Origin of the sequence: Weissella soli (assembly GCF_001761545.1) — a bacterium.
GTDB classification, from domain to species: Bacteria; Bacillota; Bacilli; order Lactobacillales; family Lactobacillaceae; genus Weissella; species Weissella soli.
The window spans coordinates 1,168,432-1,194,066 of sequence record NZ_CP017326.1 but is presented as its reverse complement, the minus strand read 5'-3'; the positions used below and the strand labels follow the sequence as shown (position 1 = coordinate 1,194,066).

The 25,635-nt window shown below is 45.1% G+C and carries 25 protein-coding genes and 1 tRNA gene; all 26 read left to right on the top strand.

Going from position 1 to position 25,635, the window contains the following annotated elements; translation table 11 throughout:
* The first annotated feature begins 39 nt into the window (after positions 1-39).
* The 26 genes from rpe to WSWS_RS05565 all read left to right on the top strand — a co-directional run bounded on the left by rpe (position 40) and on the right by WSWS_RS05565 (position 25,456).
* A complete protein-coding gene (gene rpe, locus WSWS_RS05690; protein WP_070230375.1) occupies positions 40-699 on the top strand; it encodes a ribulose-phosphate 3-epimerase in 660 nt (219 codons plus the stop codon).
* Positions 699-1,352 (top strand): thiamine diphosphokinase, encoded by a 654-nt coding sequence (locus WSWS_RS05685; RefSeq protein ID WP_070230374.1) that lies wholly within the window; start codon positions 699-701, stop codon positions 1,350-1,352. The genes rpe and WSWS_RS05685 overlap by 1 nt, the downstream gene beginning before the upstream one ends.
* 107 nt (positions 1,353-1,459) lie before the next feature.
* Positions 1,460-1,660, top strand: a complete 201-nt coding sequence (gene rpmB, locus WSWS_RS05680; protein WP_003609111.1) for a 50S ribosomal protein L28 — start codon at positions 1,460-1,462, stop codon at positions 1,658-1,660.
* Positions 1,661-1,862: 202 nt separating this feature from the next.
* On the top strand, positions 1,863-2,222 hold the full coding sequence (locus tag WSWS_RS05675) for an Asp23/Gls24 family envelope stress response protein (RefSeq protein WP_070230373.1): 360 nt from the start codon (positions 1,863-1,865) through the stop codon (positions 2,220-2,222).
* Between the two features lie 35 nt (positions 2,223-2,257).
* A complete protein-coding gene (locus WSWS_RS05670; protein ID WP_070230372.1) occupies positions 2,258-3,946 on the top strand; it encodes a DAK2 domain-containing protein in 1,689 nt (562 codons plus the stop codon).
* 83 nt (positions 3,947-4,029) lie between these two features.
* Complete coding sequence (gene recG / locus WSWS_RS05665; RefSeq protein WP_070230371.1) at positions 4,030-6,063, top strand: ATP-dependent DNA helicase RecG; 2,034 nt, start codon at positions 4,030-4,032, stop codon at positions 6,061-6,063.
* Positions 6,064-6,151: 88 nt separating this feature from the next.
* Positions 6,152-7,198 carry a phosphate acyltransferase PlsX gene (gene plsX, locus WSWS_RS05660; RefSeq protein WP_070230370.1) on the top strand — a complete coding sequence of 349 codons (1,047 nt, stop codon included), beginning with the start codon at positions 6,152-6,154 and terminating at the stop codon, positions 7,196-7,198.
* Between the two features lie 99 nt (positions 7,199-7,297).
* Positions 7,298-7,540 (top strand): acyl carrier protein, encoded by a 243-nt coding sequence (gene acpP / locus WSWS_RS05655; protein ID WP_070230369.1) that lies wholly within the window; start codon positions 7,298-7,300, stop codon positions 7,538-7,540.
* 231 nt (positions 7,541-7,771) lie between these two features.
* On the top strand, positions 7,772-8,200 hold the full coding sequence (tsaE, locus tag WSWS_RS05650; RefSeq protein WP_237342578.1) for a tRNA (adenosine(37)-N6)-threonylcarbamoyltransferase complex ATPase subunit type 1 TsaE: 429 nt from the start codon (positions 7,772-7,774) through the stop codon (positions 8,198-8,200).
* A complete protein-coding gene (locus WSWS_RS05645; protein ID WP_070230367.1) occupies positions 8,191-8,703 on the top strand; it encodes a GNAT family N-acetyltransferase in 513 nt (170 codons plus the stop codon). The genes tsaE and WSWS_RS05645 overlap by 10 nt, the downstream gene beginning before the upstream one ends.
* A gap of 2 nt (positions 8,704-8,705) precedes the next feature.
* Positions 8,706-9,245 (top strand): 3'-5' exonuclease, encoded by a 540-nt coding sequence (locus tag WSWS_RS05640; RefSeq protein ID WP_070230366.1) that lies wholly within the window; start codon positions 8,706-8,708, stop codon positions 9,243-9,245.
* Between the two features lie 9 nt (positions 9,246-9,254).
* Complete coding sequence (gene murB / locus WSWS_RS05635; protein WP_070230365.1) at positions 9,255-10,154, top strand: UDP-N-acetylmuramate dehydrogenase; 900 nt, start codon at positions 9,255-9,257, stop codon at positions 10,152-10,154.
* 21 nt (positions 10,155-10,175) lie between these two features.
* On the top strand, positions 10,176-12,236 hold the full coding sequence (locus WSWS_RS05630; protein WP_070230364.1) for a cation:proton antiporter: 2,061 nt from the start codon (positions 10,176-10,178) through the stop codon (positions 12,234-12,236).
* Complete coding sequence (cdaA, locus tag WSWS_RS05625) at positions 12,237-13,079, top strand: diadenylate cyclase CdaA (protein WP_114981168.1); 843 nt, start codon at positions 12,237-12,239, stop codon at positions 13,077-13,079.
* Positions 13,080-13,101: 22 nt separating this feature from the next.
* On the top strand, positions 13,102-14,058 hold the full coding sequence (locus WSWS_RS05620; RefSeq protein ID WP_164699449.1) for a CdaR family protein: 957 nt from the start codon (positions 13,102-13,104) through the stop codon (positions 14,056-14,058).
* Position 14,059: 1 nt separating this feature from the next.
* Positions 14,060-15,424, top strand: coding sequence for a phosphoglucosamine mutase (gene glmM, locus WSWS_RS05615; protein WP_070230362.1), 1,365 nt, complete (start codon positions 14,060-14,062; stop codon positions 15,422-15,424).
* Positions 15,425-15,445: 21 nt separating this feature from the next.
* Positions 15,446-15,757, top strand: coding sequence for a hypothetical protein (locus WSWS_RS05610; RefSeq protein ID WP_070230361.1), 312 nt, complete (start codon positions 15,446-15,448; stop codon positions 15,755-15,757).
* A 235-nt stretch (positions 15,758-15,992) separates the two neighbouring features.
* A complete protein-coding gene (locus tag WSWS_RS05605; RefSeq protein WP_070230360.1) occupies positions 15,993-16,889 on the top strand; it encodes an aspartate carbamoyltransferase catalytic subunit in 897 nt (298 codons plus the stop codon).
* A 1-nt stretch (position 16,890) separates the two neighbouring features.
* Complete coding sequence (locus WSWS_RS05600; RefSeq protein WP_070230359.1) at positions 16,891-18,168, top strand: dihydroorotase; 1,278 nt, start codon at positions 16,891-16,893, stop codon at positions 18,166-18,168.
* 27 nt (positions 18,169-18,195) lie between these two features.
* Entirely contained in the window at positions 18,196-19,278 is a 1,083-nt protein-coding gene (locus tag WSWS_RS05595; protein ID WP_070230358.1) for a carbamoyl phosphate synthase small subunit, read from the top strand.
* On the top strand, positions 19,271-22,450 hold the full coding sequence (carB, locus tag WSWS_RS05590) for a carbamoyl-phosphate synthase large subunit (protein WP_070230357.1): 3,180 nt from the start codon (positions 19,271-19,273) through the stop codon (positions 22,448-22,450). The genes WSWS_RS05595 and carB overlap by 8 nt, the downstream gene beginning before the upstream one ends.
* A 110-nt stretch (positions 22,451-22,560) precedes the next feature.
* Positions 22,561-23,526, top strand: coding sequence for a dihydroorotate dehydrogenase (locus WSWS_RS05585; protein WP_070230356.1), 966 nt, complete (start codon positions 22,561-22,563; stop codon positions 23,524-23,526).
* Positions 23,519-24,247, top strand: a complete 729-nt coding sequence (gene pyrF, locus WSWS_RS05580) for an orotidine-5'-phosphate decarboxylase (RefSeq protein ID WP_070230355.1) — start codon at positions 23,519-23,521, stop codon at positions 24,245-24,247. Before WSWS_RS05585 ends, pyrF begins: the two co-directional genes overlap by 8 nt.
* Positions 24,244-24,879 carry an orotate phosphoribosyltransferase gene (gene pyrE / locus WSWS_RS05575; protein WP_070230354.1) on the top strand — a complete coding sequence of 212 codons (636 nt, stop codon included), beginning with the start codon at positions 24,244-24,246 and terminating at the stop codon, positions 24,877-24,879. The genes pyrF and pyrE overlap by 4 nt, the downstream gene beginning before the upstream one ends.
* A 68-nt stretch (positions 24,880-24,947) precedes the next feature.
* Positions 24,948-25,019, top strand: a tRNA-Gly gene (locus WSWS_RS05570).
* Between the two features lie 194 nt (positions 25,020-25,213).
* A complete protein-coding gene (locus tag WSWS_RS05565) occupies positions 25,214-25,456 on the top strand; it encodes a type B 50S ribosomal protein L31 (RefSeq protein WP_070230353.1) in 243 nt (80 codons plus the stop codon).
* The last annotated feature ends 179 nt before the right edge of the window (positions 25,457-25,635 follow it).

Genomic DNA, 25,635 nt, shown 5'->3' with positions numbered 1-25,635 from the left:
TATTTAAGAGCGTTGTCTAATATGATAGGAGAAGTTAACATGGCAATTAAAGTTGCACCATCAATTTTGTCAGCAGATTATATCAACTTGCAAAGTGATATTGAACTAATTGAAAAGGCCGGTGCCGAATTTGTCCACATCGATGTGATGGATGGCATGTTTGTGCCAGCTATCTCATACGGTCCAGCATGGGTTAAGGCTTTACGGCCGGTAACCGACATGGTATTGGACGTACACTTGATGGTCGAGCAACCAGAACGTTATATCGACGTCTTTGCGGATGCTGGTTCAGACATTATCGGTGTACACTATGAGGCAACCCCACATATTCATCGGGCCTTACAAATGATTAAAAACAAGGGTGTCAAGGCCGAAGTGGTAATCAACCCAGGCACTGCAGTGGCGTTGATTGAGCCAGTTTTGCATATGGTTGATCAGGTATTAGTGATGACGGTTAATCCTGGCTTTGGGGGGCAAAAGTTTTTGCCTGAAACGCTTGCAAAAATTACCCGGCTAGCAGAAATCAAACGTGAAAAAGGCTACACTTATGATATCGAAATTGACGGGGGCGCCAATGATGAAACGACTGCATTGGCATATCAAGCCGGTGCAACAGTGGCGGTTGCTGGTTCATATGTCTTTGATAAAGTTGATCCAGCTGCCAAGATTGCCCGGTTGAAGGAAGTGACGGCAGACTAATGGAGCGCTTGCGTTTGTTGGTCGGTGGTCCCAAATCAGAATGGCCAGAAAGTTTGAAAAACGGGCAGCTGGCGGGGCCTTGGGCAGCTGCGGATCGTGGCGCACTTGATTTGGTAAAAATGGGTTTCGATCCTATTTTGGTGGTTGGTGATTTTGATTCAATTGCTCAAAATGATCGGGAGATGCTCCAAGACCGCCTGCCAAATGTGGTGATTAAAACCGATGAAATTGATACTGATACCAAATGGATTCTTAATTTAATTCAAACTGATATTAAACCGGAAACGCTTGAAATTTATGGCGCTACCGGTGGTCGCATGGATCAACTTCTGACTAATTTATTTATGTTTACGGAACCACGTTTCCGAGAGATGGCCACCCGCACCAAGTTAGTTGATCGGAATAATGTGATTTCATTTTACTTGCCAGGTGACTATACAATTGTGCAAGAACCAGCCATGAAATATCTAGGGTTTGTGGCTCTTGAACCAGTTGAAGAATTAAATTTAATTGATGAAAAGTACCCGTTGTTACACTGGACAGGTGGACCTAAATCTTTTGAATCTAATGAATTTAACGGCAAAGTTAATCATTTTTCATTTGAAAGTGGTATGATAGCAGTTGTGCAAAGTAAAGATAGTTCTGTAAAGTAAAAATACTTGTCACAAAACACTTGCATAGTCGCCCGTGTTTTGGTAATATAATTCAAGTAAATAAAAGCACTGAAATAAAAAGAGCTTAGGATTGGAGGGATACACCCATGGCAGTTGATGCAGTCAATGGAAAGCGTACTCGCTTTGGTAACCAACGTTCACACGCCTTGAACTCAAGCCGTCGTTCATGGAAGCCAAACTTGCAAAAGGTTACTGTTAAAATTAACGGTTCAGCACCTAAGAAGGTTTACTTGTCAGCCCGTACTTTGAAGGCTGGTTTGAAGAACGGTTCAATCGAACGCGTTTAATTAGGTTGCTGATTAGTTAATAGACTAATTAGTTACAAATAAAGACGTTACCTGAAAGGGTAGCGTTTTTTGTTTAATTAGGGGTGAAGGATTGTCGACGAACCGTCTGTTAGTAAGACATTCATGTTTTGTGGTAAAATGTTAGTTAGTCATGTTTTGTGTGGGTAAACCACATGATTCAACAAAGATGGAGGTCATACAAATGGCAGTGAAAATGCAAACTCAACACGGGGTTATTGAAATTGATAACGATGTGATTGCAACAATCGTTGGTGGTGCCGCAACAGATAATTACGGTGTTGTTGGTATGGCAAGTCAAAATCCTTTGCGCGACGGGATAAACCAAGTTTTAAATGGTGACAATTTTTCTAAGGGTGTCGTCGTACGTCAAACGGAAACTGGTATTTCAGTTGAGGTGCACGTGATCGTTGGATATGGTATGAAAATTTCAGAAATTTCAAAGAGTGTGCAATCACGTGTCAAGAATGATTTGAATGTGATGCTCGGAATTGTAGCTAACGAAGTTAATGTTACAGTTCAAGGTGTGCGCTTGCTAGGATAAGCAGGACTCAGGACACTTTTTTAAGGAGAAAAACAGTGGAAGTTGTTAAAGAAATTACCAATGTTGAATTTGGTAAAATGATCAACGCTGCAGCGAATGCCTTGAAGGACAATGCTGACAAGATTAATAAATTGAATGTGTTTCCAGTGCCTGATGGCGATACTGGCACAAATATGACTTTGTCAATGGCCTCAGGTGCTGAATATGAGCGTAATGAGACAGACACCAAGCTTGGTGTCTTAGCACAAGCCACAGCTAAAGGTTTGTTGATGGGAGCTCGCGGTAATTCAGGCGTTATCTTGTCACAAATTTTCCGGGGCTTCGCGGCAGCTGTCAAAGATAAAGAAATTTTGACGGCCCGTGATTTTGCTGATGGTTTGATGGGCGGGGCTGAAACAGCCTATAAAGCAGTTATGAAGCCTACCGAAGGAACCATTTTGACAGTTATCCGTGAAGCTGCTGCAGCTGCTAATAAGGCAGCTAAGGCATCGGATAACGTCGTTGTCGTTGCTGAAGCGGCTTATAATGCTGCTGAGAAGGCCCTGGCGACAACCCCAGACTTATTACCTGTGTTAAAGGAAGTTGGTGTTGTTGATTCTGGTGGTCAAGGATTAGTGATCGTCCTTGAAGGTTTTTATGCCGTTTTATCAGGTCAAGAAATTCAACATGAAGCCATTGATAATGCTGGCCTTGAAGCCATGGTACAACAATTGCATAACGCCGGTGTGCAAGGTGCGCTAAATCCTGCTGACATCGAATTTGGCTATTGCACGGAAATGATGGTTGATTTGTCAAACGGGACCACTTGGACTGAAGACTTTGATTATGATACGTTCTATAATCACTTAGTTGGTATGGGTGATTCATTGCTGGTGATCAATGATGATGAAGTAGTTAAGGTTCACGTCCACACTGAACATCCTGGTGAAGTCTTTGAATGGGGCTTGAAGTTTGGTTCATTGCGTAAGACTAAGGTTGATAACATGCGTAATCAACAAGCTGAAGCGGCTGCGGCTGCTAGTGCGATCCGCGCACAAGAAAATATCGCAGAAACGATGATGGATGTTGATACTGCAGTCATTACAGTAGCAACAGGTGAAGGGGTTAAGAAGCTCTTCAAGTCTGCTGGTGCAACGATCGTTATTGATGGGGAGCAAGCCCCTTCAACGGCTGACTTAGTCGCTGCCATTGAACAGTCTGGTGCCAAGAAGGCGATCTTGTTGCCAAATGATTCAAATATCTTTATGGCTGCTGAACAAGCACAAGGAGTGGCTGAAGTACCGGTTGAATTGGTAAAGTCACGGACAATTTCACAAGGATTGACGGCTTTAATTGTTGGCTTCAATCCTGAAGGTGACCTGACCGAAAACGTGACGGCAATGACAGAAGCCCTGGGTGATGTTAAGTCTGGTTCTGTGACGACATCAGTTCGTGATACAACCCTTAATGGACTTGAGATCCATTCTGGCGATGCAATTGGCTTGCTTGATGGCGACATCGTTGTCGCTGAACCTGATGCCAACATTCAACAAGCGGCCGTCGCATTGATGCACAAGATGTTAGATGCTGATTCAGAGTTGGTCACGATTATCTATGGTGCTGATTTGACAAACGAGGCAGCTGAACTGCTTGAAGCGGCTGTACTTGAAATTGATGAAGATTTGGAAGTTGAAATTCATGATGGTGGGCAACCATTGTATCCATTCTTGATTTCAGTTGAATAATTATTAAAAAGTCGTCAGAAATGGCGGCTTTTTGTGTTGTTAGGTTATAATTAATGTAAGAAACTAAAAAGGAGCGTGGTGAGATGGCGAGTTTAACGGACTCAATCGCTGTGCTATCGGGTGTTGGACCGAAGCGTGAACAGGCATTGAATAAATTGGGTATCTACACCATTGCTGACCTCTTAATGTATTATCCAACACGTTACGATGATTTAGCGATGAAGTTGCCATCGTTGGCTCTCGATGGTGAAAAAATCACTTTCAAAGGCATTGTTTCGTCTGCACCAGTTGTCGCACGGTTTGGTTATAAGAAGACGCGGGTTAATTTTCGTTTGCTCGTTGAAAATGATAACGTCATGGTATCGTTCTTTAACCAACCTTGGATTGTTAACCAACTAGAGTTAGGTCAAGAAGTCGCAGTTTACGGGACATACGATAAAGCCAGACAAGCTTTGACGGGGATGAAAGTTTTACCTAAAATGGCTGAAGATGAACTGCAAGCGATTTATCCGTCTTCAAAAGAAGTCCAACAACGCACGATTAAAGCTTTAATTGAGCAGGCACTCGGTAAGTATCAGGATCAAATGGTCGATCTGGTGCCAACATCAATTCAGACCCGTTATCGTTTGATGAATAAACATGATACGGTCTTTGGGATGCACGCACCAAAGGATGGACAAGAAGCGCAGTCAGCACGACGAAGTGCATCATTTGAAGAGTTTTTTTTGTTTCAAATGCGTTTGCAACTGCTGAAGTTAATGGATAAATCGAATTTTGGTCGGGCCGTCATGTTTGATAACGAGCAACTCAAGGTTTTTATTCAAAAATTACCCTTTGAATTAACGGCTGCCCAGAAAAAGGTGGTTAATGAAATATTACGTGATATGCGGCGACCAATTCATATGAATCGTCTCTTACAAGGTGACGTTGGTTCAGGTAAAACAGTGGTGGCGGCGTTGGCCATGTATGCGGCCTTTACGGCGGGTATGCAGGCAACGCTGATGGCACCAACGGAGATTCTCGCGCAGCAGCATGCTAGGACTTTGGGCGATTTTTTTGATGGTACCGAAGTGCGGGTAGAATTATTAACGGGTTCGACCAAAGCCGCGGCTCGTCGCCAAATTCTGGAAGATTTAGCAATGGGTGACATTGATATTCTGGTCGGAACGCATGCATTAATTCAGCCGGATATTGCGTTTAGGAATCTAGGATTAGCGGTGATTGACGAGCAACATCGTTTTGGGGTACGCCAGCGCGCTATGCTGCGTGAAATTGGTATGAACCCAGACATTTTAGCGATGACGGCGACACCCATTCCACGCACATTAGCAATTACCGCATATGGTGAAATGGATGTTTCAGTGATTGACCAACTACCGGCGGGACGTAAACAAATTCAAACCCGCTGGCTACGTGGTAATGAACTTGATAAAACCGTCCAGTTTATCAAACAACAGCTTGATGAGGGTGCTCAGGCTTATGTCGTCACCCCCTTGATCGAAGAGTCTGAAGCCCTGGATGTCCAAAATGCCGAGGCAGTATATGCTGATCTCTCCCACTATTTTGCGCCACAATACCAGGTGGGTTTGTTGCATGGCCGGTTATCAAATCAAGAAAAAGAGACGGTGATGTCTGAATTTAAAGCGAATCATTACCAAGTCCTTGTCGCCACAACTGTGATTGAAGTTGGCGTGGATGTCCCCAATGCGACGGTGATGTTGATATTAGATGCTGATCGCTTCGGCTTGGCCCAATTACACCAATTGCGGGGACGGGTCGGGCGTGGCTCACGGCAATCATATACATTTTTGATTGCCGACCCGAAAACGCAGTATGGGATCGACCGGATGGAGGCCATGGTTGAAACAACGAGCGGCTTTATTTTGGCGCAGAAGGATTTAGAATTACGTGGTTCTGGGGATGTTTTAGGTAAACGTCAATCGGGGGTTCCTGAATTTCGCGTCGGTGACCCCGTCAACGATCTGATTATGATGGAATACGCGCAACAAGAAGCCATTGAATTAGTATCAGATGAAAAATGGGATCAACAACCTGCAAATCAATTTTTGGCTGATTATATGTCTGAAACAATGGGAAAATATCGGAATTTTGATTAATCAAAAGCAGTTTAACAGCCAATATGTTAAAATTTACTTCGTGATGCGCTGTATCACATGAATCAAAAAGAAAAATTAGGTGATAAAAATGTTTAAAATTGCGGTTGATGCAATGGGCGGCGACAATGCGCCAGAAGCCATTGTCAAGGGTGTTGAATTGGCCCGTGACCAAATGCCAGGTGTTGAATTCTTGTTGTTTGGTCAATTAGATAAAGTTAAACCATTGGTTAAAAATGCAGAGCGGTTGCAATTAATTCAAGCCGATGAAGTCATCGCGATGGGTGATGAACCAGTGAAGTCGGTGCGGACTAAAAAGCAAAGCTCACTAGTATTAGCGGCCAATGCCGTTAAAGCTGGCGAAGCCGATGCCTTATTTTCAGCCGGTAATACGGGTGCTTTGTTAGCAGCGGGTATTTTCTTGGTGGGACGGATTAAAGGCATTGATCGACCAGCTTTAATGACGATCTTGCCTGCTTTTGAAGGGGAACATGATGCCTTTGTCATGATGGACGTCGGTGCCAATGCTGAAAATCGGCCCTCACACCTTTACCAGTACGGTATTCTGGGCTCATTTTATGCAAAGGAAATATTGGGATACGACACCCCTAAGGTTGGTTTGTTAAACAACGGTTCTGAAGAAGATAAGGGTGACGACGTCCATAAGGAAGCGCATCAGCTGTTGAAGCACGGTGGGGCACAGGGTTATCTGAACTTTGTGGGAAATGTTGAATCCCGCGAAATTCTGCAAGGCCCTGTTGATGTCGTCGTCGCCGATGGGTTCTCAGGTAATGCGGTCCTAAAATCAATTGAGGGCACAGCCGGTGAGCTCTTGCATTTAATCAAGCAAACCATCTTACATTCAGGGTTAGCTGCTAAAATTGGTGGTGGCTTGTTGAAGCCCTCATTAAAAGGCTTGCAAGATAAGTTAGACTACTCAAAACATGGTGGTGCGGTCGTTTTGGGCGTTAAGGCACCGGTCGTAAAAACTCATGGTGCTGCCGGTCCTGAAGCAGTTTTGAGTACCATGCTGCAGATTAATACCATGTTAGAAGCTGACTTGGTAAAGAAAGTACAAACTTTTGTGGCTGAACATAAAGAAGAGTTAGCGGCCCGGGTGCCCGGAGCGACGGAATAAAAATTGTAAAGTGTGACTTGAATATCAGTAAGTAACACGCTACACTGTTTATTAGAGTTTAATCAACCGGGTTAACCGGGTGTTGAAAAGGATAGAAAAATGGAGAAGCAAGAAATTTACGATAAGGTCGTTACGATTGTAGCAGACCACTTCGAATTGGATTCAAGCAAAGTTTCTGGTGAGTTGAACTTTCTAAGTGATATTGAAGCGGATTCAATCGACTTTGTTGAGTTGGTACTTGAGATGGAAGATGCATTTGACACTCAGATTTCAGATGAAGCTGCCGAAAAATTGATTACAATCAACAACACAGTTGACTACATTTTTGCTAACCAAAAATAGTTAGATCATCTATTAAATGGTGTTCTGGGTTTTCCCAGAACACCATTTTTTTGATCATTACGCCCGTTTTTTTAAAAAGTTGTCTTCTGTATCCCGCAAATAATCTGGGGATGATGCGAAGCAAATCAAGTTTAGGCGGGGTCAGCCTACTTTGCTGAAACCGTTGAAAATGCTATACTTTTTAGTATGAGAATTATTACAGAAAATGCAGAAGAGACACAAAAATTAGGGATGGCACTTGCAAAACTGGTGACACCGGGTGACACCATTTTGTTGAATGGCGATTTAGGTGCAGGTAAGACGACTTTTACGCAAGGATTCGCGCGCGCGCTCGGGATTAATCGCCCCCTCAAGAGTCCAACTTTTACGTTAGTACGTGAATATCAAACCACTAACTTCCCGCTGTATCATCTCGATGTTTATCGGCTTGGTGAAGAAGGCGGGGCCGATGAATTAGGGTTGGAAGAATACTTTGGGCGCGATGGGGTAGCAATCATTGAATGGCCGGAATTTATTAAGGCAGCTTGGCCAAATGATTTTTTAACTATTACAATTGCCCGTACTAGCAATCATAATGAGGCCGAACGGGTGGTAACATTGGACGCAACTGGCCAACAGAGTCAGGCTATTTTGGAGAAACTAGAGACAATATGGAATTAGTAGTACGGCCAGCTGAAGCCGATGATGCCACCGGGTTGCTACAGTTGTTGATGCAATTACAAAATGAGTCAAGTACTTTTATGGTGGCTAATGATTTATCAGCTGTTGATGGGGTCACTGAAGCCGATAATATTGAGTATTTGCAAACAACGACCAATAATATCATTTTGGTGATGGCTGATGAACAAGCCAACTTATACGGGGTGATTTCGGCAGCAGCAATTCCTGGCCAGCCGCGAGTAGCGGAAATTGGGGTGGCCGTGCTGGAAAAATATCAAGGGCATGGCTTTGCCCAAATTTTACTAGAAGAATTATTGCTGTGGGCGCACGATTTTAGTTCAATTGAAAAACTCGTGTTGACTGTGCAGGCCCAAAATTTACCAGCAATTCATATTTACGAAAAATATGGATTCACAAAAATAACTGCTTCAACAACGCAAATTCTAAATACACGCCGAGAAAAGGTAACCGCATTTGACATGGAACGAGTAGTGGAGAAATAATCATGAATTTTATTGCGATGGATTTTGAGACGGCCAGTGTGCAACGACATAGTGCAGTTTCTATGGCCGTCGTGGTGGTACGTGATAATCAATTAGTGGACCAGTTTTACAGTTTAATTAATCCAGGTAGTGATGTTCGGTTTGATAGCCGTAATACGGCCATCCACGGTATCGTTGCTGAAGACGTCATTAATGCGCCAATGTTTCCGGATGTGTGGCAGCAAATTAAACAGTTTTATACGCCAGAACAATTGGTGATTGCGCATAACGCGCCCTTTGATAATGGTGTTTTGCGGGCAACATTAGGACATTATGGCATTGGTGCCCCGCATTATTTATCATTGGACACGGTGCGAACTTCGCGTAAATTGTACCCGCAACTGCCTAATCATAAATTAAACACAGTTGCCGCGGCATTAGGCATCGACTTGGAGCACCATCACAATGCCTTAGATGATACGGTAGCTGCTGCGCAAATTTTGGTCACGCAAGCGACAACCTTTGGCGTTGATCCGATTAAACCACTTGTTAAAGTAATATAAGGAGCTCTCATGGAAAATTTAATTCAATACTTTCCAGGATATGATATTCGTAAAAATGTCCGGCTAGCAGACTACACTAATACGCGTGTTGGTGGGCCGGCCGATTGGGCATTTTGGCCCAAAACAATCGCCCAAGTCAAAACGGTCATTGAAGAGCTCCATGCATCTGATCGTGCGTTACCAATTACGGTTTTAGGAAATGCTTCAAATCTGATCATCACTGATGATGGTTTACGTGGGTTGGTGATATTTTTAACTGATTTAGCTGAGATCCAAGTGGTGGAGCAAACCATCACGGCAAGTGCTGGCGCGGCCATCATTGATGTCGCGCGGGTGGCACAACAAAATGGATTGACAGGGCTTGAATGGGCGGCCGGCATTCCTGGTTCCGTTGGTGGGGCCGTTTATATGAATGCGGGAGCCTACGGTGGTCAAGTTGATAGTGTCGTGTCAACCATTGAGGTCTTAACGCGAACGGGCGAAATCAAATCCATAACCAATGCGGATTTAGCATTCGCTTATCGTCATAGTGCAGTGCAAGAGACCGGTGATATCATTTTGTCAGCAACATTTGCGCTTGAATTAGGTGACAAAGCTGCCATTGATGCCATGATGGAAGATTTCAACACCCGGCGCGCTAGCAAGCAACCCTTAGAATTTCCATCCTGTGGCTCGGTCTTTAAACGGCCAGTTGGTTATTTTGCAGGTAAGTTGATTATGGATGCCGATTTGCAGGGCTACACCATCGGCGGGGCGCAAGTTTCAACCAAGCACGCTGGATTTATTGTGAATCGTGGTACCGCGTCAGCGACGGACTATATTCAAGTGATTCGCCATGTCCAGCAAGTGGTAGCAGAGAAATACGGAGTGACTTTAGAAACTGAAGTGCGCATTTTAGGCGAACAGTAAAAGAGAATGGGGGGAGTGCTTATGCATCTGATTGAAACAGTCGTCGGCTTATTGGCAATCGTGTTGTTGAGTAATGTGTTTTCACATTTCGTCAAACGGGTGCCGGTGGCCATTGTGCAAATCGGCTTAGGTTTGCTAGCAACAACTGTTTTGCATATCCAAATTGAGATTGATACGGATTGGTTCTTGTTACTTTTTATCGCACCATTACTGTATTCTGATGCATGGCGTTTTCCAAAGCATGAACTCTGGAATCTCCGCGGTCGTATCTTTGGGAATGCCATTCTCTTGGTTGTCCTAACCACGGTTATCGGGGGGGTATTGATATACTACATCGTGCCTGAACTGCCCTTAGCGGTGGCCTTCTCAATTGCAGCCATCTTATCGCCAACTGATCCAGTGGCGGTCCAATCAATCGCTAAGTCGGCTAAACTACCACCAAATGTGATGCACCTTGTGGCCGGAGAGAGTTTAATCAACGATGCCAGTGGGTTGGTCGCCTTTAAATTTGCGGTCGCGGCAGCAGCCACGGGGACTTTCTCAATTTTGGGCGCCACAACGTCATTTTTGTATGTGTCACTAGTGGGAACGGCCGTCGGAGCAGTCATCGCGGTTATCTTGAATAATTTGGGTGATTTTTTGGCAGAACACGATGGCAATGATGTTGTCTTTATGGTTGTTTTGCAATTATTTAGTCCTTTCATGATCTACATTGTTGCTGAATCTATCCATGCTTCTGGGGTCATCGCGGTCGTGGTTGCAGCGATTATTGCTAACTTGCATTCAAAAGTAGATGTTAACTACTCGGATGAATTACATTTCACCGGGGTGATGGTCTGGAAGGTCTTTGGCTATCTGTTAAATGGGTTGATTTTCGTCATTTTAGGCGTGGAATTACCGGTAGCCTTGCATGAATATGCTGGGGAATCTGGGCATCTCGCACTACCAATGGTTTTGTGGTATGCTTTTGCAACTTGGTTAGTCATTTTTGGTATCCGGGTGCTCTGGACATTCTTCAACCAGAAAGTATGGCAGCTAACTCGTGGCGGGCATCGAGCCTCATGGCGCGTGGCACTTATTTCAGGGCTTACCGGTGTCCGTGGTGCGGTCACCCTAGCTGGGGTCATTTCGGTGCCAGTCATGATGGACAATGGCGTTAAGTTCCCAGAACGGGGGTTGATGTTGTTTATTGCGGCAACGACCATTATTATTTCGCTCGTGGCAGCCATTGTCATTTTGCCAATGCTGTCTGAAAAACCAAATAAAAATACTAAAACAGCGGTCAAACCAGTTGCCCAGCACATGACGGAAGCCCGTGCCCAAATTTATGTCTTGCAATCTGCAGTACGTGAAATTGAGGAACATCGCCGTGAAACGAATCAAGCGGTCACATATGACATCATGTTACGATATCAAATGAAGATTCGTAAGTTACAAATTGATAATATCAGTCATGAAAAATTAGGCCCAATTTTGGAGGCGGAGTATCGACTGCGTCAAGTTAGCTTTGAGGCTGAACGGTCAACCTTGCGGCGGTTATTAGTGGCTGAGCAGATTACGCCACTTGTATTTACGAGTGAAAGTCGGCGTTTGGATCGTGCTGAAGCAGAATTGGAAGATGTCTTGTTATTTAACAAAAAGCGATCTTGGCAATTTACTAAGCGTTATCTGATTCGCATGATGCGCGCGATTCGTGTCTGGTTTGCCGATGAAGACAGCGAACGCTTAATGGCTGAATACCTGATAGCTAAGCATGAAGGCGCCAAGGCAGCAATTAATGCTATTTCACAATTTATCGATTCAGATGAAGGCCGGCAGTTAAAGATCGATCAACAAGCGGCGCATAATTTAATCATTACGTATCGTAATCGCTTAGAAAAAGAGCACAATGTTAATCGTAAGTTAACGCAAGCACAGCTAGAAGCGGCCAAAACTGAGCTTGAAGTGATCGGATTGAACGCCCAACGTGAGGCGGTTCAACACCTATTTGAAGCCCACTTTATCTCAGCCGAAATAGGTTTGAAATTACGTCAACGCATTAACTTTGCCGAAACAGGTTTGTTGACAAGTGAGGAAGAATAAATGCTTAATATCTCAGGTTTTTTAGAACAAATTACCCTGGTTCGTATCATTGATATTGCTTTGGTTTGGTGGTTAGTTTATCGACTCTTGATGTTGATTCGTGGTACCAAGGCGGTGACCCTATTACGCGGCGTTGCGTTTGTTATTATTATCAAGTTAGTTAGTTGGTATGTTGGTTTTACGACCATTTCATGGTTAACGGACCAGATTATTAATTGGGGGGCCATCGCCATCGTTGTGGTCTTTCAACCAGAAATTCGGCGTGGTTTGGAGCATATCGGCCGCTCGCAAGTTTTCCGGCGGCAACAAGTTGACCAAGCTGAACGCAATCTAATCGAAAGTATCGATCAAGCGATCCAATATATGTCTAAACGACACATTGGTGCACTAATTTCCATCGAAATGGAAACTGGGTTAGAGGAATATATTGAAACCGGTATTGATATTGATGCCGTGGTATCAAGTCAGCTATTGATCAATACGTTTATTCCCAACACCCCCTTACACGATGGGGCAGTGATTATCAAAGATAATCGTTTAGCAGTAGCAGCCGCTTATCTACCACTTTCTGACAATCCATTGATTCCAAAAGAACTTGGGACACGGCATCGTGCGGGTGTTGGTATTTCAGAGGTGACCGATGCCTTGACGATTATTGTGTCAGAAGAAACCGGTGGTGTGACCATCACACGTAACTCCGAGTTCATGGTTGATTTGACGCATGACGACTACGTTAAATATTTGACTCGTCAGTTAATCAAAACATCTGATGAAGAGACAATGACTTTCTTGGGCTTTAAGATTCCTAAGTTCCGGAAATTCGGATCACGAAAGGAGCAATAATATGTTCAGTAGGTTGAGTCGAATGAGTTATATGCTCTTTTCGTTAGTGTTAGCGATTCTATTAGCTGTTTTTGTTGACGGACAGTCAGGTACGGATACTTCAAAACTTTCCGAAAGTAGTTCTACTGATACTTCTTTGATTCATTTAAATACACAAAAAACGATCACTTTAAAGGCATCTTTACAAGTGACGGGTGTTGATACCAATAAGTACTTGATTAGTGGTTTGCCAGATACAGTTGAAATTGAAATCAAGGGACCGGCTGCCATTGTCGTGGCAGCCGAGAATACACATAATTTTCAAGTAATTGCTAATTTGAAAGGGCTCAGCGATGGTGAACATAAGGTTAACTTAGAGGTTAAGGGCCTGAATAAGGATTTAACGTATACGTTAAAAACGAAGGCGGTTAACTTATCGATCTATCAAAAATCATCAGCCTATTTCAAGGTCACGCCTCAATATAATACGGATGCTATTGCCGAAGGTTATGAGGCGGGCGACATTACAACGTCAGTGTCTGAAGTGACCGTTTCTGGGCGGACTACTGCGGTTAATCAAGTCGCGCAGGTTGTTGCCACGTTAGACTTGTCACGTAATACCAAAGCGGACGTCTCAAAGTCCGTGCCGTTACAGGCAGTCGATGCTAATGGTAATCCCGTGGATGTCACCTTATCAGAAGCATCAACAACCTTAACTTTGCCAGTGCAAGCAGGGGTTGGCACTAAGAGCGCGGCTGTTAAATTTGTGACTTCTAACGGTGACGCAGCAAACTTTACCATCACGGCGAATGTCAATACAGTCACACTAACAGGTAACATGGATAAGTTAGCCAAAGTGAGCCAAATTAGTGTGCCAGTCAATCTCAAAAATATTACAGCGAAAACGACACAAAAGGTGACCTTATCAGTACCAGATGGCGTGAATAAACTTTCACCAACCTCAATTACTGTGACAATCACCCCAAAGGAGGCAGAATAAAATGGTTGAATTACATTATTTTGGAACAGACGGTGTGCGCGGCATTGCCAATCAGGAGTTAACCCCTGAATTAGCTTTTCGGCTTGGTCGCATGGGCGGCTATGTATTGACACAGCATGCGACTGGTGAACATCAGCCACGTGTTCTGGTCGGCCGAGACACTCGTAAGTCTGGTCAATTATTGGAATCAGCCTTGATTGCTGGCTTCTTATCAGTCGGGATTGAAGTATTGCGCTTAGGCATTATTTCGACACCGGGGGTCGCTTTCTTGGTTCGCGCGCAGCAAGCAGATGCGGCTGCTCAAATCACAGCCTCACATAATCCAGCTGAAGATAATGGTATCAAGTTCTTTGGGAATGATGGCTTTAAGTTATCAGATGAATTAGAAGCTGAAATTGAAGCTTTGCTTGACGCACCCACGGACGATTTACCACGCCCAGCAGCTGCAGGGTTAGGCACTGTCTCAGATTTTCCAGTGGGGGCGGCCAAATATCTTGAGTATTTGCAAACAACCATTCCTGAAAAGCTAGAAGGCATGTCCATTGCTATCGATGCTGCCAATGGTGCGACCAGTAGTTTAGTATCTAACCTATTTGCTGATTTGGGAGCTGATTTCGTTACCATGGCAACCAGCCCAGATGGGTTAAATATTAATGAGGGTGTCGGATCGACGCACCCTGAAGCATTGGCGCAATTTGTTGTTGAAAGTGAAGCCCAAGTTGGCTTGGCTTTTGACGGGGATGGTGACCGATTAATCGCAGTTGATGAAACCGGTGCCATCGTGGATGGTGATCAGATCATGTTTATCACCGGTAAGTTCTTAAGTGAACACGGGCGTCTCAAACAAGACACCATCGTGACCACGGTCATGTCAAATATCGGCATGTATAAGGCCATGGCCGCAAATCACATTAATTCAGTGAAAACAGCGGTGGGTGATCGCTATGTTGTCGAAGAAATGTTGAAGTCGGGCTACAATGTGGGTGGTGAGCAATCTGGTCACGTGGTCTTCTTAGATTGGGCAACAACTGGTGATGGCATGTTGACATCGCTGCAATTGCTCTACGTGATGAAGGCAACAGGTAAGAAATTATCTGAGCTAGCGGCTGAGATGCCGGTTTATCCGCAAAAATTGGTCAACGTTAAGGTGCAAGATAAAAACGTGGCGTTAAATAATGCCACGATTAAGCAAGTGATTGCCGCTGTCGAATCTGAAATGGGCGATGAAGGCCGTGTCTTAGTACGACCTTCTGGAACGCAAGATTTACTACGGGTTATGGCTGAAGCCAAGACAGAAGAGCTCGTGTCAGCTTATGTTGACCGCATCGTTGACGTGGTCGTTGCTGAGGTGGGTGTGCACGAATAGATTAATTGAGAGGCACAAGTAATGGCAGAATTGCAAACGTTTAATATCATCGAAGAAATTACGCGAATCGACGGGACCAAGTACCGTGAAATTGGTAATTTGTTGCATAATGGGCAGGCTGAATATGCCGCTGAGCAGGGCTTCATTAAAGAAGTGCGTATTATGAAAATCAATATCCCACATTCACGCAATGTCGAGAAGTATGAACAGTACATTAATACTAATTTCGAAATTCCACAGATGGTTGCCATTGATCATTGGACGGAATGGCAGAAAACGCCGGAAATGGATCAGGTCATTGAGGCGATTTTGGCAGAAAACCAACTCGCTTAGGTGCCATTTTGAAGTTTGATCAAGAATGTTATGTACATAAAGTAGGTAGTTTGGTATACTCAGTTTAACGAAAAAGAACCTTTTAATTTAGTCCGAGAGACTAGCAAAGGATTCACCTCGTTGGTTAGGGATAGCTGGAGACCAGACTATCATCATAGCCAACTGAAGCGAAAACCGGTAGTCTCTCATGACTGCCGGTTTTTTTATGTCTTGTGCTCAACAGAAAGAAGTTATCATGCGTAATTTTGTAAATTTAAACTTGCTATCCAATGATGCCATTATGGACTTGATCAACACAGCCATTGCCTATAAGCATGGCACGAAGGTCCCCACAAACGTTAAGCATTATGTGGCAAATCTTTTTTTTGAAAATTCAACGCGGACCCATGCAAGTTTTCAAATGGCTGAGGCGCGACTTGGTTGGGAGCAGATCATCTTAGATCCACAAACGAGTTCAACGAGCAAAGGTGAAACATTAAGTGACACCTTGAAGACCCTCAAGTCCATTGGCGTTGATACAGTAGTGGTCCGGCATTCACGCAATGATTGGTATCAACCGCTATTAGCAGAGCAATCAGCCTTGATGCCACGGCTAGTGAATGCCGGGGATGGGAATGGTCAACATCCTTCACAAAGTTTACTAGATTTAGTTACTATTTATGAGGAATATGGACACTTCGAGGGGTTGCAAATTCGAATTGTCGGGGATCTCGCCCATTCACGAGTGGCGCGGTCAAATGCAGAAATCCTGCAGCGGTTAGGAGCAACAGTCACGTTTAGTGGCCCAGCCCATTGGTATCCAACCAGTTTCAATCAGTTCGGGCGCTATGTGCCTATGGATGATGACTTTGCGAATGTGGATGTTTTGATGTTACTCCGGGTACAACATGAACGGATTTCTTCGGCGGATAACGAGACCTTCTCCGTTGATGAGTATCATCGGTTATATGGTTTGAATCAAGCCCGCTATGACCGGTTGAAAAAGACAGCGATTGTGATGCACCCCGCACCGGTTAATCGGGGCGCGGAAATTGCTTCGGATTTGGTAGAAGCCAATCAATCACGCATCTTTGCCCAAATGACAAATGGGGTCTATGCAAGAATGGCAATTTTGAATAATTTGGAGGATTAGCATGACGACATTATTGATTAAAAATGCGCAGCTGGTGGTCCATCATGACAAGCTCATCCAACAGGATGTATTAATCCAAGATACTCAGATTAAAGCCATTGGTGATGAACTTAAGCTTGAAGCGGATCGCGTGCTAGATGCCAAGGGGGCTTTATTGACACCTGGCCTCATTGATGTGCATGTACATTTCCGTGAACCGGGTTTTGAGTATAAGGAAACCATTGCTACTGGTTCACGAGCAGCTGCACGGGGTGGTTTTACGACAGTTGCCGCCATGCCTAATTTAGATCCTGTTCCGGCAACGGTTGACACTCTACAAGCAGTACAAAGCCGGAATGCTCAGGATGGGGTGATTCATATCGAGCAATATGCGGCTATCTCTGATGGCTTAACATCCCCAGAAGTCGATGATATTAAAGCATTAGCTGCAGCAGGGGCCGTTGCGTTTACCAATGATGGTAAGGGTGTGCAGACAGCAGCGACCATGTTGCAAGCGATGAAATTAGCGGTGGCGGTCGATAAGCCGATTGTGACGCATCTGGAAGATGAGAGCTTGATGGCGGGTGGTGTCATGAACTTAGGTCAGCGTTCGGTTGAATTGGGCTTGCCAGGGATTGATTCGTTAGCTGAATCGACCCAATTGGCGCGTGATCTAGTCATGGCACAAGCCACCGGGGTGCGTTACCACGTCGCCCACCTTTCAACCAAGGAGTCCGTGGCACTCGTCCGCATTGCTAAGCAATTGGGGGTACGGGTATCTGCGGAGGTCTCACCACATCATTTGTTATTGGATGAAACTGATATTGATGGTGATAACGCGCTATTTAAGATGAACCCACCATTGCGTGCACCGCAGGATCGGGCAGCCGTGATTGCTGGTTTGTTAGACGGCACGATCGATATGGTCGCCACAGATCATGCGCCCCACGCAACCGCTGAAAAGGAGCGCTCATTCTTGGGAGCAGCCTTTGGTATTACAGGCATTGAGACCAGCTTCCAATTGCTATATACCCACTTGGTGCGGCCGGGCATAGCCACATTGGAACAATTGTTAACCTGGATGATTGTTAAACCAGCTGAAGTCTTTCAATTAAAGGCGCCGACGGTTATCGAAGTTGGTGGCCAGGCAGATTTAGCCCTATTTGATTTAGAAACGGCCCACACCATCACGGCTGAGGAATTTGTATCCAAGGGCGTGAATACCCCATTTATTGGGGCCACCATTTATGGGCAGACGGTCACAACGATTGTCGATGGCCAAGTTGTTTATGAAGCATAGTTAATTAGTTCACAGAGAGGAATAAACATGCAACGTTATTTAGTACTAGAAAATGGATCAATCTATGAAGGTGAGGCCTTCGGTGCCCCTAAGTCAATTATTGGCGAATTAGTTTTTAATACGGGTATGTCGGGTTATCAAGAGTCCATTACGGATTTGTCTTATCATGGTCAAATATTAACCTTTACGTATCCATTGATTGGTAATTATGGTATCAATCGAGATGATTTCGAATCATTTAAACCAGCTGCTTCAGCAATTGTGACGCATGAAATTGCACGCCGGTCCTCGAACTGGCGGGCTAACATGTCCTTGGCTGAATGGGCTGAGAAGATGGACTTGCCAGGAATCACGGGCGTTGATACACGTGCCTTAACAAAAGAGTTACGTAGTTACGGTGTGATGAAGGCCGCTTTGGTCGATGAAGTGACTGACGAGGTGCTAGCCAACTTAAAGACGGTGGTGCTGTCCACTGAACAAGTGAAGGAAGTGACAACGAAATCGACTTATGTTAACCCGACTGAGGGTGTGTCCATCGCCATGATCGATTTTGGGTTGAAAAATTCGATTTTACGCTCACTGGCGCGTCGTGGCGTGAACGTTGAGGTGTTCCCAGCGGATGTCGACGCCCAAACCATTTTAGACACCAATCCAGATGGGGTCTTGCTTTCAAATGGACCAGGTGACCCCGAATCGGTTGAAAAAGCCGTTGCAACCATTCGTACTTTGCAAGAGCAGTTGCCATTAATGGGAATTTGCTTGGGACATCAATTATTTGCCATGGCCAATGGTGCAAAAACCTATAAGTTGAAGTTTGGCCACCGTGGCTTTAACCATGCCGTTCGCAATTTAAAAACCGGCCGGATTGATTTCACATCGCAAAACCACGGGTATGCGGTGGATCCTGCCTCAATCGCAGGCACGGATTTGGAAATTACGCATGAAGAAATTAACGACCACACTGTTGAAGGCGTTCGTTTAAAAAAGCATGCCGCCTTCTCAGTTCAATTTCACCCAGATGCAGCCCCTGGTCCACATGATGCAGAGTACTTGTTTGATGAATTCTTGGAAATGATCGCTAATGAAAAGGAGCACACTGAAAATGCCTAAGCGTACAGATATTCAAAAAATTTTGGTCATTGGTTCTGGACCAATTGTGATCGGACAAGCCGCTGAATTTGATTATTCTGGCACGCAAGCAGCAATGGCCTTGCGGGAAGAGGGTTACTCCGTTGTCTTGGTTAATTCAAATCCTGCGACCATCATGACGGACGTTGAAACAGCAGACAAGGTCTACATCGAACCCCTTTCTTTAGATTTTTTGAAGCGCATCCTTCGTAAGGAACGACCAGATGCGATTTTGCCCACTTTAGGTGGTCAAACTGGTTTGAATATGGCTAAGGATTTGTCAGAAGATGGTATTTTGGCAGAGATGGGCATTGAGTTGTTAGGTACGAAACTTTCAGCCATCGAAGAAGCTGAAGATCGTGAAGAATTTAAAAATTTGATGGATCGGTTGGCTGAGCCAATTCCAGAGTCAACCATTGCCACGACGGTTGCCGAAGCGGTCGCGTTTGCTGAAACCCATACTTATCCAGTGATCGTGCGTCCTGCCTATACATTGGGTGGCACTGGGGGCGGTATTGCGCAAGATCGGGCTGAATTAGAAGCCATTGCCGAAAATGGGTTGGAATTATCACCAGTGACCCAGATCTTAGTTGAGCGTTCAATTGCCGGTTTCAAAGAAATTGAATTTGAAGTGATGCGCGATGCCAATGACAACGCCTTGATTGTTGCCTCAATGGAAAATTTTGATCCGGTGGGAATTCACACCGGTGATTCCATCGTGGTGGCTCCCGTACAAACCTTATCAGACCGTGAGTATCAAATGATGCGGGATGCGGCCTTAAAGATTATTCGGGCATTAAACATTGAAGGTGGTGTCAATATTCAAATGGCTTTGGATCCCAAGTCATTTAACTATTACATCATTGAAGTTAATCCACGGGTATCCCGGTCATCAGCCCTAGCTTCTAAAGCAACGGGGTATCCCATTGCAAAGATGGCGGCAAAAATTGCCATTGGCTTGACCCTGGATGAAATTGTTAACCCAGTTACTGGTACGACGATGGCTGAGTTTGAGCCGGCGCTGGATTATGTCATCGCCAAGATTCCACGCTTCCCATTTGATAAATTTGCTTCAGCTGATCGGCACTTAGGTACGCAAATGAAGGCTACCGGTGAAGTGATGGCGATTGGTCGTAACCTGGAGGAAGCCTTTAATAAGGCCGTCCGTTCACTAGAAATCGGCTCAATTGGGTTGGATGAACGAGACTATTCAAACTATGATGATCAGGCATTGCTGGCTGCTTTAATGCCAGCGCGGGATGATCGGTTCTTCATGATTGCCGACTTGATTCGGCGGGGGACAACGATTGAAACAATTCATGAAAAGACCGAAATTGATCTGTACTTTTTGGATAAGGTGTTGCACCTGATTGAGTTGGAAAATGAAATTAAGGCGCACCCTAATGACTTGATGGTCTTGAAAAAAGCTAAACAATATGGCTTTGCGGATGCGACAATTGGTCGTTACTGGCACACGACGGATGATGCGATTCGTACGCTGCGTCGCGATCATCATATTTTGCCAGTGTATAAGATGGTCGACACGGTGGCGGCTGAATTTGAATCTCAAACCCCATACTACTATTCAACCTATGAACGTGAAAACGAATCAGTGGTGACCGAGCGTGAGTCAGTATTGGTGCTCGGATCAGGTCCAATTCGCATTGGTCAAGGAGTTGAATTTGATTATGCGACGGTCCACGCCGTTAAGGCTATTCAACAAGCCGGGTTGGAAGCAATTATTATGAATTCAAATCCGGAAACGGTTTCCACTGATTTCTCAGTTTCGGATAAGTTATATTTTGAACCATTGACCCTAGAAGATGTGTTGAATGTGATTGATTTAGAGAAGCCCCGTGGCGTGGTGGTCCAGTTCGGTGGGCAAACATCGATTAACTTAGCAGCTCCCTTAGCGGCGCATGGTGTGCACATTTTAGGTACAACCGTAGAGGACTTGGACCGGGCGGAAGACCGTGAAGCATTCGATCAGGTCATCAAGAAGTTAGGATTACCACAACCAATTGGTAAGACGGCGACGACAGTGGCCGAAGCCGTCGCAGCGGCTGAAGAAATTGGTTATCCGGTGTTGATTCGACCATCTTATGTTTTGGGCGGTCGGGCCATGGAAATTGTCGGCAGCCAAGCCGAATTGATTGACTATATGGGACGGGCTGTCCAAATTTCAAACGACCATCCCGTGTTAATCGACTCTTACTTGGTCGGATCAGAAGCAGAAGTTGATGTCCTCTCAGATGGTGACACGATTATTATTCCTGGTTTGATGGAACATATTGAACGGGCTGGTGTGCATTCAGGAGACTCAATGTCGGTTTATCCAACGCAAACCTTGTCAGCCAAGGTTAAGCAAGAGATGATTGATGCATCCATCAACTTAGCTAAGGAATTAAAGACGCTGGGTATGATGAACATTCAATTTGTTATCCACGAAGATCGGGCTTATGTCATTGAAGTCAATCCACGTGCATCGCGCACGGTACCGTTTATTTCAAAGGTGACCCATACTCAGTTGGCCCAATTAGCGACTCGGGTTATGCTGGGTGAGAAGCTGGCTGATTTGGGTTACACGACGGGTGTCTTGCCAGAAGATGATATGGTCCACGTGAAGGCACCGGTATTTTCTTTCACGAAGTTGCCCTTAGTGGATTCATTACTTGGACCAGAAATGAAGTCAACCGGTGAGGTGATGGGCTCTGATTCAACCTTCGAAAAGGCGTTGTTTAAGGCGTTCGTTGCTTCAAACATTCACATCCCAACCTTTGGGCATGTTTTGTTCACTGTTGCTGATGAAGATAAGCATGAAGCCTTGGTATTAGCGAAGCGCTTTGCTGATCTTGGGTTTGGCATTGTGGCAACCTCAGGAACGGGCGCATTCTTCCAAGAAAACGGCGTCTTAGTTGATGTATTGGATAAAATTTCAGAGTCTGATAACAATGCGGTGACTGCTATTCGCACTGGCAAGTTGCAACTTGCTGTCAACACCGCACGTCCTGATGGGTCTGCCCAATCAGATGGCCGGGCAATTCGAAACGCCGCGATCGAGAATGCGGTCCCATTGTTTACCGCCTTTGATACAGTGGCTGCGTTGCTTTCCGTCCTCGAAGCGCAAGGTTTTACCGTTAATAACATGAAGTAAAAAACATTGGAAGCCAGATTGGGCTTCCAAATACATATATGCCCTGAGTATGGCGATAAACTACCCGTAATAAACATGTCAGTGAGCATGCTTACGAAAGGAAAATTAAGATGTCAGAGAAGCGTTTAGCAGTTAAGTTACCGGGGTTAGATTTAAAGAATCCAATTATGCCATCATCGGGTTCTTTGTACTATGGCTTAGATCATTTAGATGATTTTGATCTGAGCAAGTTGGGCGCCTTAGTTTTGAAGACCACCACCGTGGCAGAACGGTCCGGTAATCCACAGCCCTGGATTATCGGTGCAGCGGCAGGTGTCATGAATTCAGTTGGCTTGGCAAATCCAGGTATGGAGAAAGTAAAGCGTGATTTTCTGCCTGAACTTGCCCAGGCATTGCCAAACACGCCTAAGATGTTGTCATTAGCAGGTGAATCGGTGGCAGAGTATCAACAATTAGCCGCATTTTTTGGTAATGATCCTTACTTAGATGCCCTCGAAATTAATTTAAGTTGCCCAAATGTTGATCAGGGCGGATTGGAATTTGGCGTTGATCCCGCTACTGCAGCTGCCGTGATTACTGCGTGTCGGGCGGTAACTGATAAGCCCATCTATGCCAAGTTGTCACCAAATGTGACCGATATCAAACCAATTGCCAAGGCAGTAGAAGCTGCCGGGGCCGCTGGTATTGTGTTGATTAATACCGTGGTGGGGATGAGTTTGGACTTAAACACACGGACCCCCAAGTTATATCGGGGAACTGGGGGTATTTCTGGGGCGGCGATTCACCCTATCGCAGTGCGTTTCGTCTATGAGGCTCGTCAAGCGGTTAAGATTCCCATCATCGGTGTGGGCGGGATTGAATCAATTGATGATGTCTTAGAATTAATGCTGGCCGGGGCTGACGCGGTGCAAGTGGGCCATGCCAATGCCGTTGATCCACAAATTATGGAAAAATTGATTGACCAATTGCCAGCGGCATTGGATAAATATGGTTTTGAAACAGTGCGTGATGTGACACACGGCTTGAAGAAATTTCCGGTATCAGTGGCTGAATGGAATGAGGTGCAGCATGACTAAACCAGTCTTTATTGCCTTAGATTTTGAGACGGTGATTGCCGCCAAGCAATTTTTGACAGTGTTTCAGCAAACGACTAAGCCTGCTGTCAAGGTGGGCATGGAATTATTTTATGCCGAGGGTGGGTACGCGTTTGTACGAGAACTCAAGGTGGCTGGCTTTACAGTATTCTTAGATTTAAAAATGTATGATATTCCTAGTACGGTCCAAAAGGCCGCCGTTAATGTGGGTAAATTAGGGGTTGATTACGTCACGGTCCACGCTGCGGGGGGCGCGCGCATGTTAGCAGGTGCAGTGGCTGGCTTACGGATGGGGGCGCAGGCAGCAGGCCACACTACTATACCCAAGGCCTTGGCCATTACGCAACTGACATCGTTTAGCGAGGAAGAAATGCACACCACGCAATTGGTTGGTGTGTCATTGCGCGAATCGGTTGTCCACTTAGCAAAATTAGCTTACCAAGCGGGCGTGGCCGGGACGATTTCGTCAGCTTATGAATCTGATGATATTCACGCAGCCACTGCAGCCGAGTTTTTGTCGATTACCCCCGGTATTCGGTTCGCTGGCGATGCTGTGGGTGACCAATCACGGGTAGTCACGCCAGCCAGGGCTGCTGCGATGGGCGCCAATGGCATTGTTGTTGGTCGTTCAATTACACAAGCAGTTGATGCAGTGGTAGCTTACACACGGGCACTTAATGAATTAAATGGAGAAGACGCATGATTGATTATAAGAAAGCGGTAGCAGAAAGTTTGCTAGATATTGAAGCGGTGAAGTTCCAACCCAACGAACCGTTTACGTGGGCTTCAGGTTTAAAAAGTCCCATCTACACAGATAATCGGCTGGCGATTGCTTTTCCTGCTGTGCGTAACCTCATTGCGGCTGGCCTAGCTGATTTAATCAAGACTCACTATCCAGATGTTGAAATTATTGGTGGCGTCGCTACTGCTGGTATTCCATACGCGGCCTGGGTGGCACAAATCATGGATTTACCAATGATTTATGTCCGATCAAAGCCTAAGGATCATGGGGCAGGCAAGCAGATCGAAGGCGTGTTGACAGCAGGTCAAAAAATTGTACTCATTGATGATCTTATTTCAACCGGTGGGTCAGTGTTAGGGACGGTGGCGGCCGCTCGACGTGAAGGGGGCACGGTGCTTGGGGTGGTTTCCATCTTTTCATATGAGTTGGCGGCCGCGGATGATAATTTTGGGGCTGTGCAAACCCCATTCGCATCATTGACGACCTATTCAGCGTTAATTGCCGCCGCCCAAGCCAAGGGCTTGATTGTCGAGAGCGATTTAGAAACGCTTCATCAGTGGCGCGAAAATCCAAGTGCATGGCATAAATCGTAAAATTGGGTTGACACTCTTTTGAAAATTAGGTAAGATATTATTCGTTGTTAAGGCAACGGATAATTTATGCGGATGTAGTACAATGGCTAGTGCTCCAGCCTTCCAAGCTGGGAATGCGGGTTCGATTCCCGTCGTCCGCTCTATTAAAAGTCGGGGTAGTGATACGCCGATTTTTTTTGTAATTACCCATCGGTAACGTTCGGTAGCACGGTCGTGAATTTGCCAATTTTTGTCATAAATCGACTATACACAAACCCTGAGGATTGTGTTAAAATGGTTTAGTTATAAAAACTGACTCTGCTTCCAAAGAAAGCAGGGCGATAAGGAGATAATCATGCAAGCAGGAATTCATCCAGAATACCGTCAAGTTGTATTCGTTGATACTACTACTGGTGCTAAGTTCTTGGCAGGTTCAACTGTGGACTCACAAGACACTGTTGAATTTGAAGGCGCATCATACCCAATGATTCGTATCGAAACTTCATCAGATTCACACCCATTCTACACTGGTAAGGCTAAGTTTACTCAAGCTGACGGAGCTGTTGACAAGTTTAACAAGAAGTACGGTTTGGCTTAATAAGCTTTCCCGTAAAAACCGTATGACACACGCATTCGTGTAGCATACGGTTTTTATTTTGATTTTGGAGAGGGACCTCAACCGATTCTTGTCTAGGTTCATTTTTAGCAGAATGAACAAAATTAATCGTTCATGATGGCAATATTCTCATTTTTTTGGTATAATACATATATGCACAG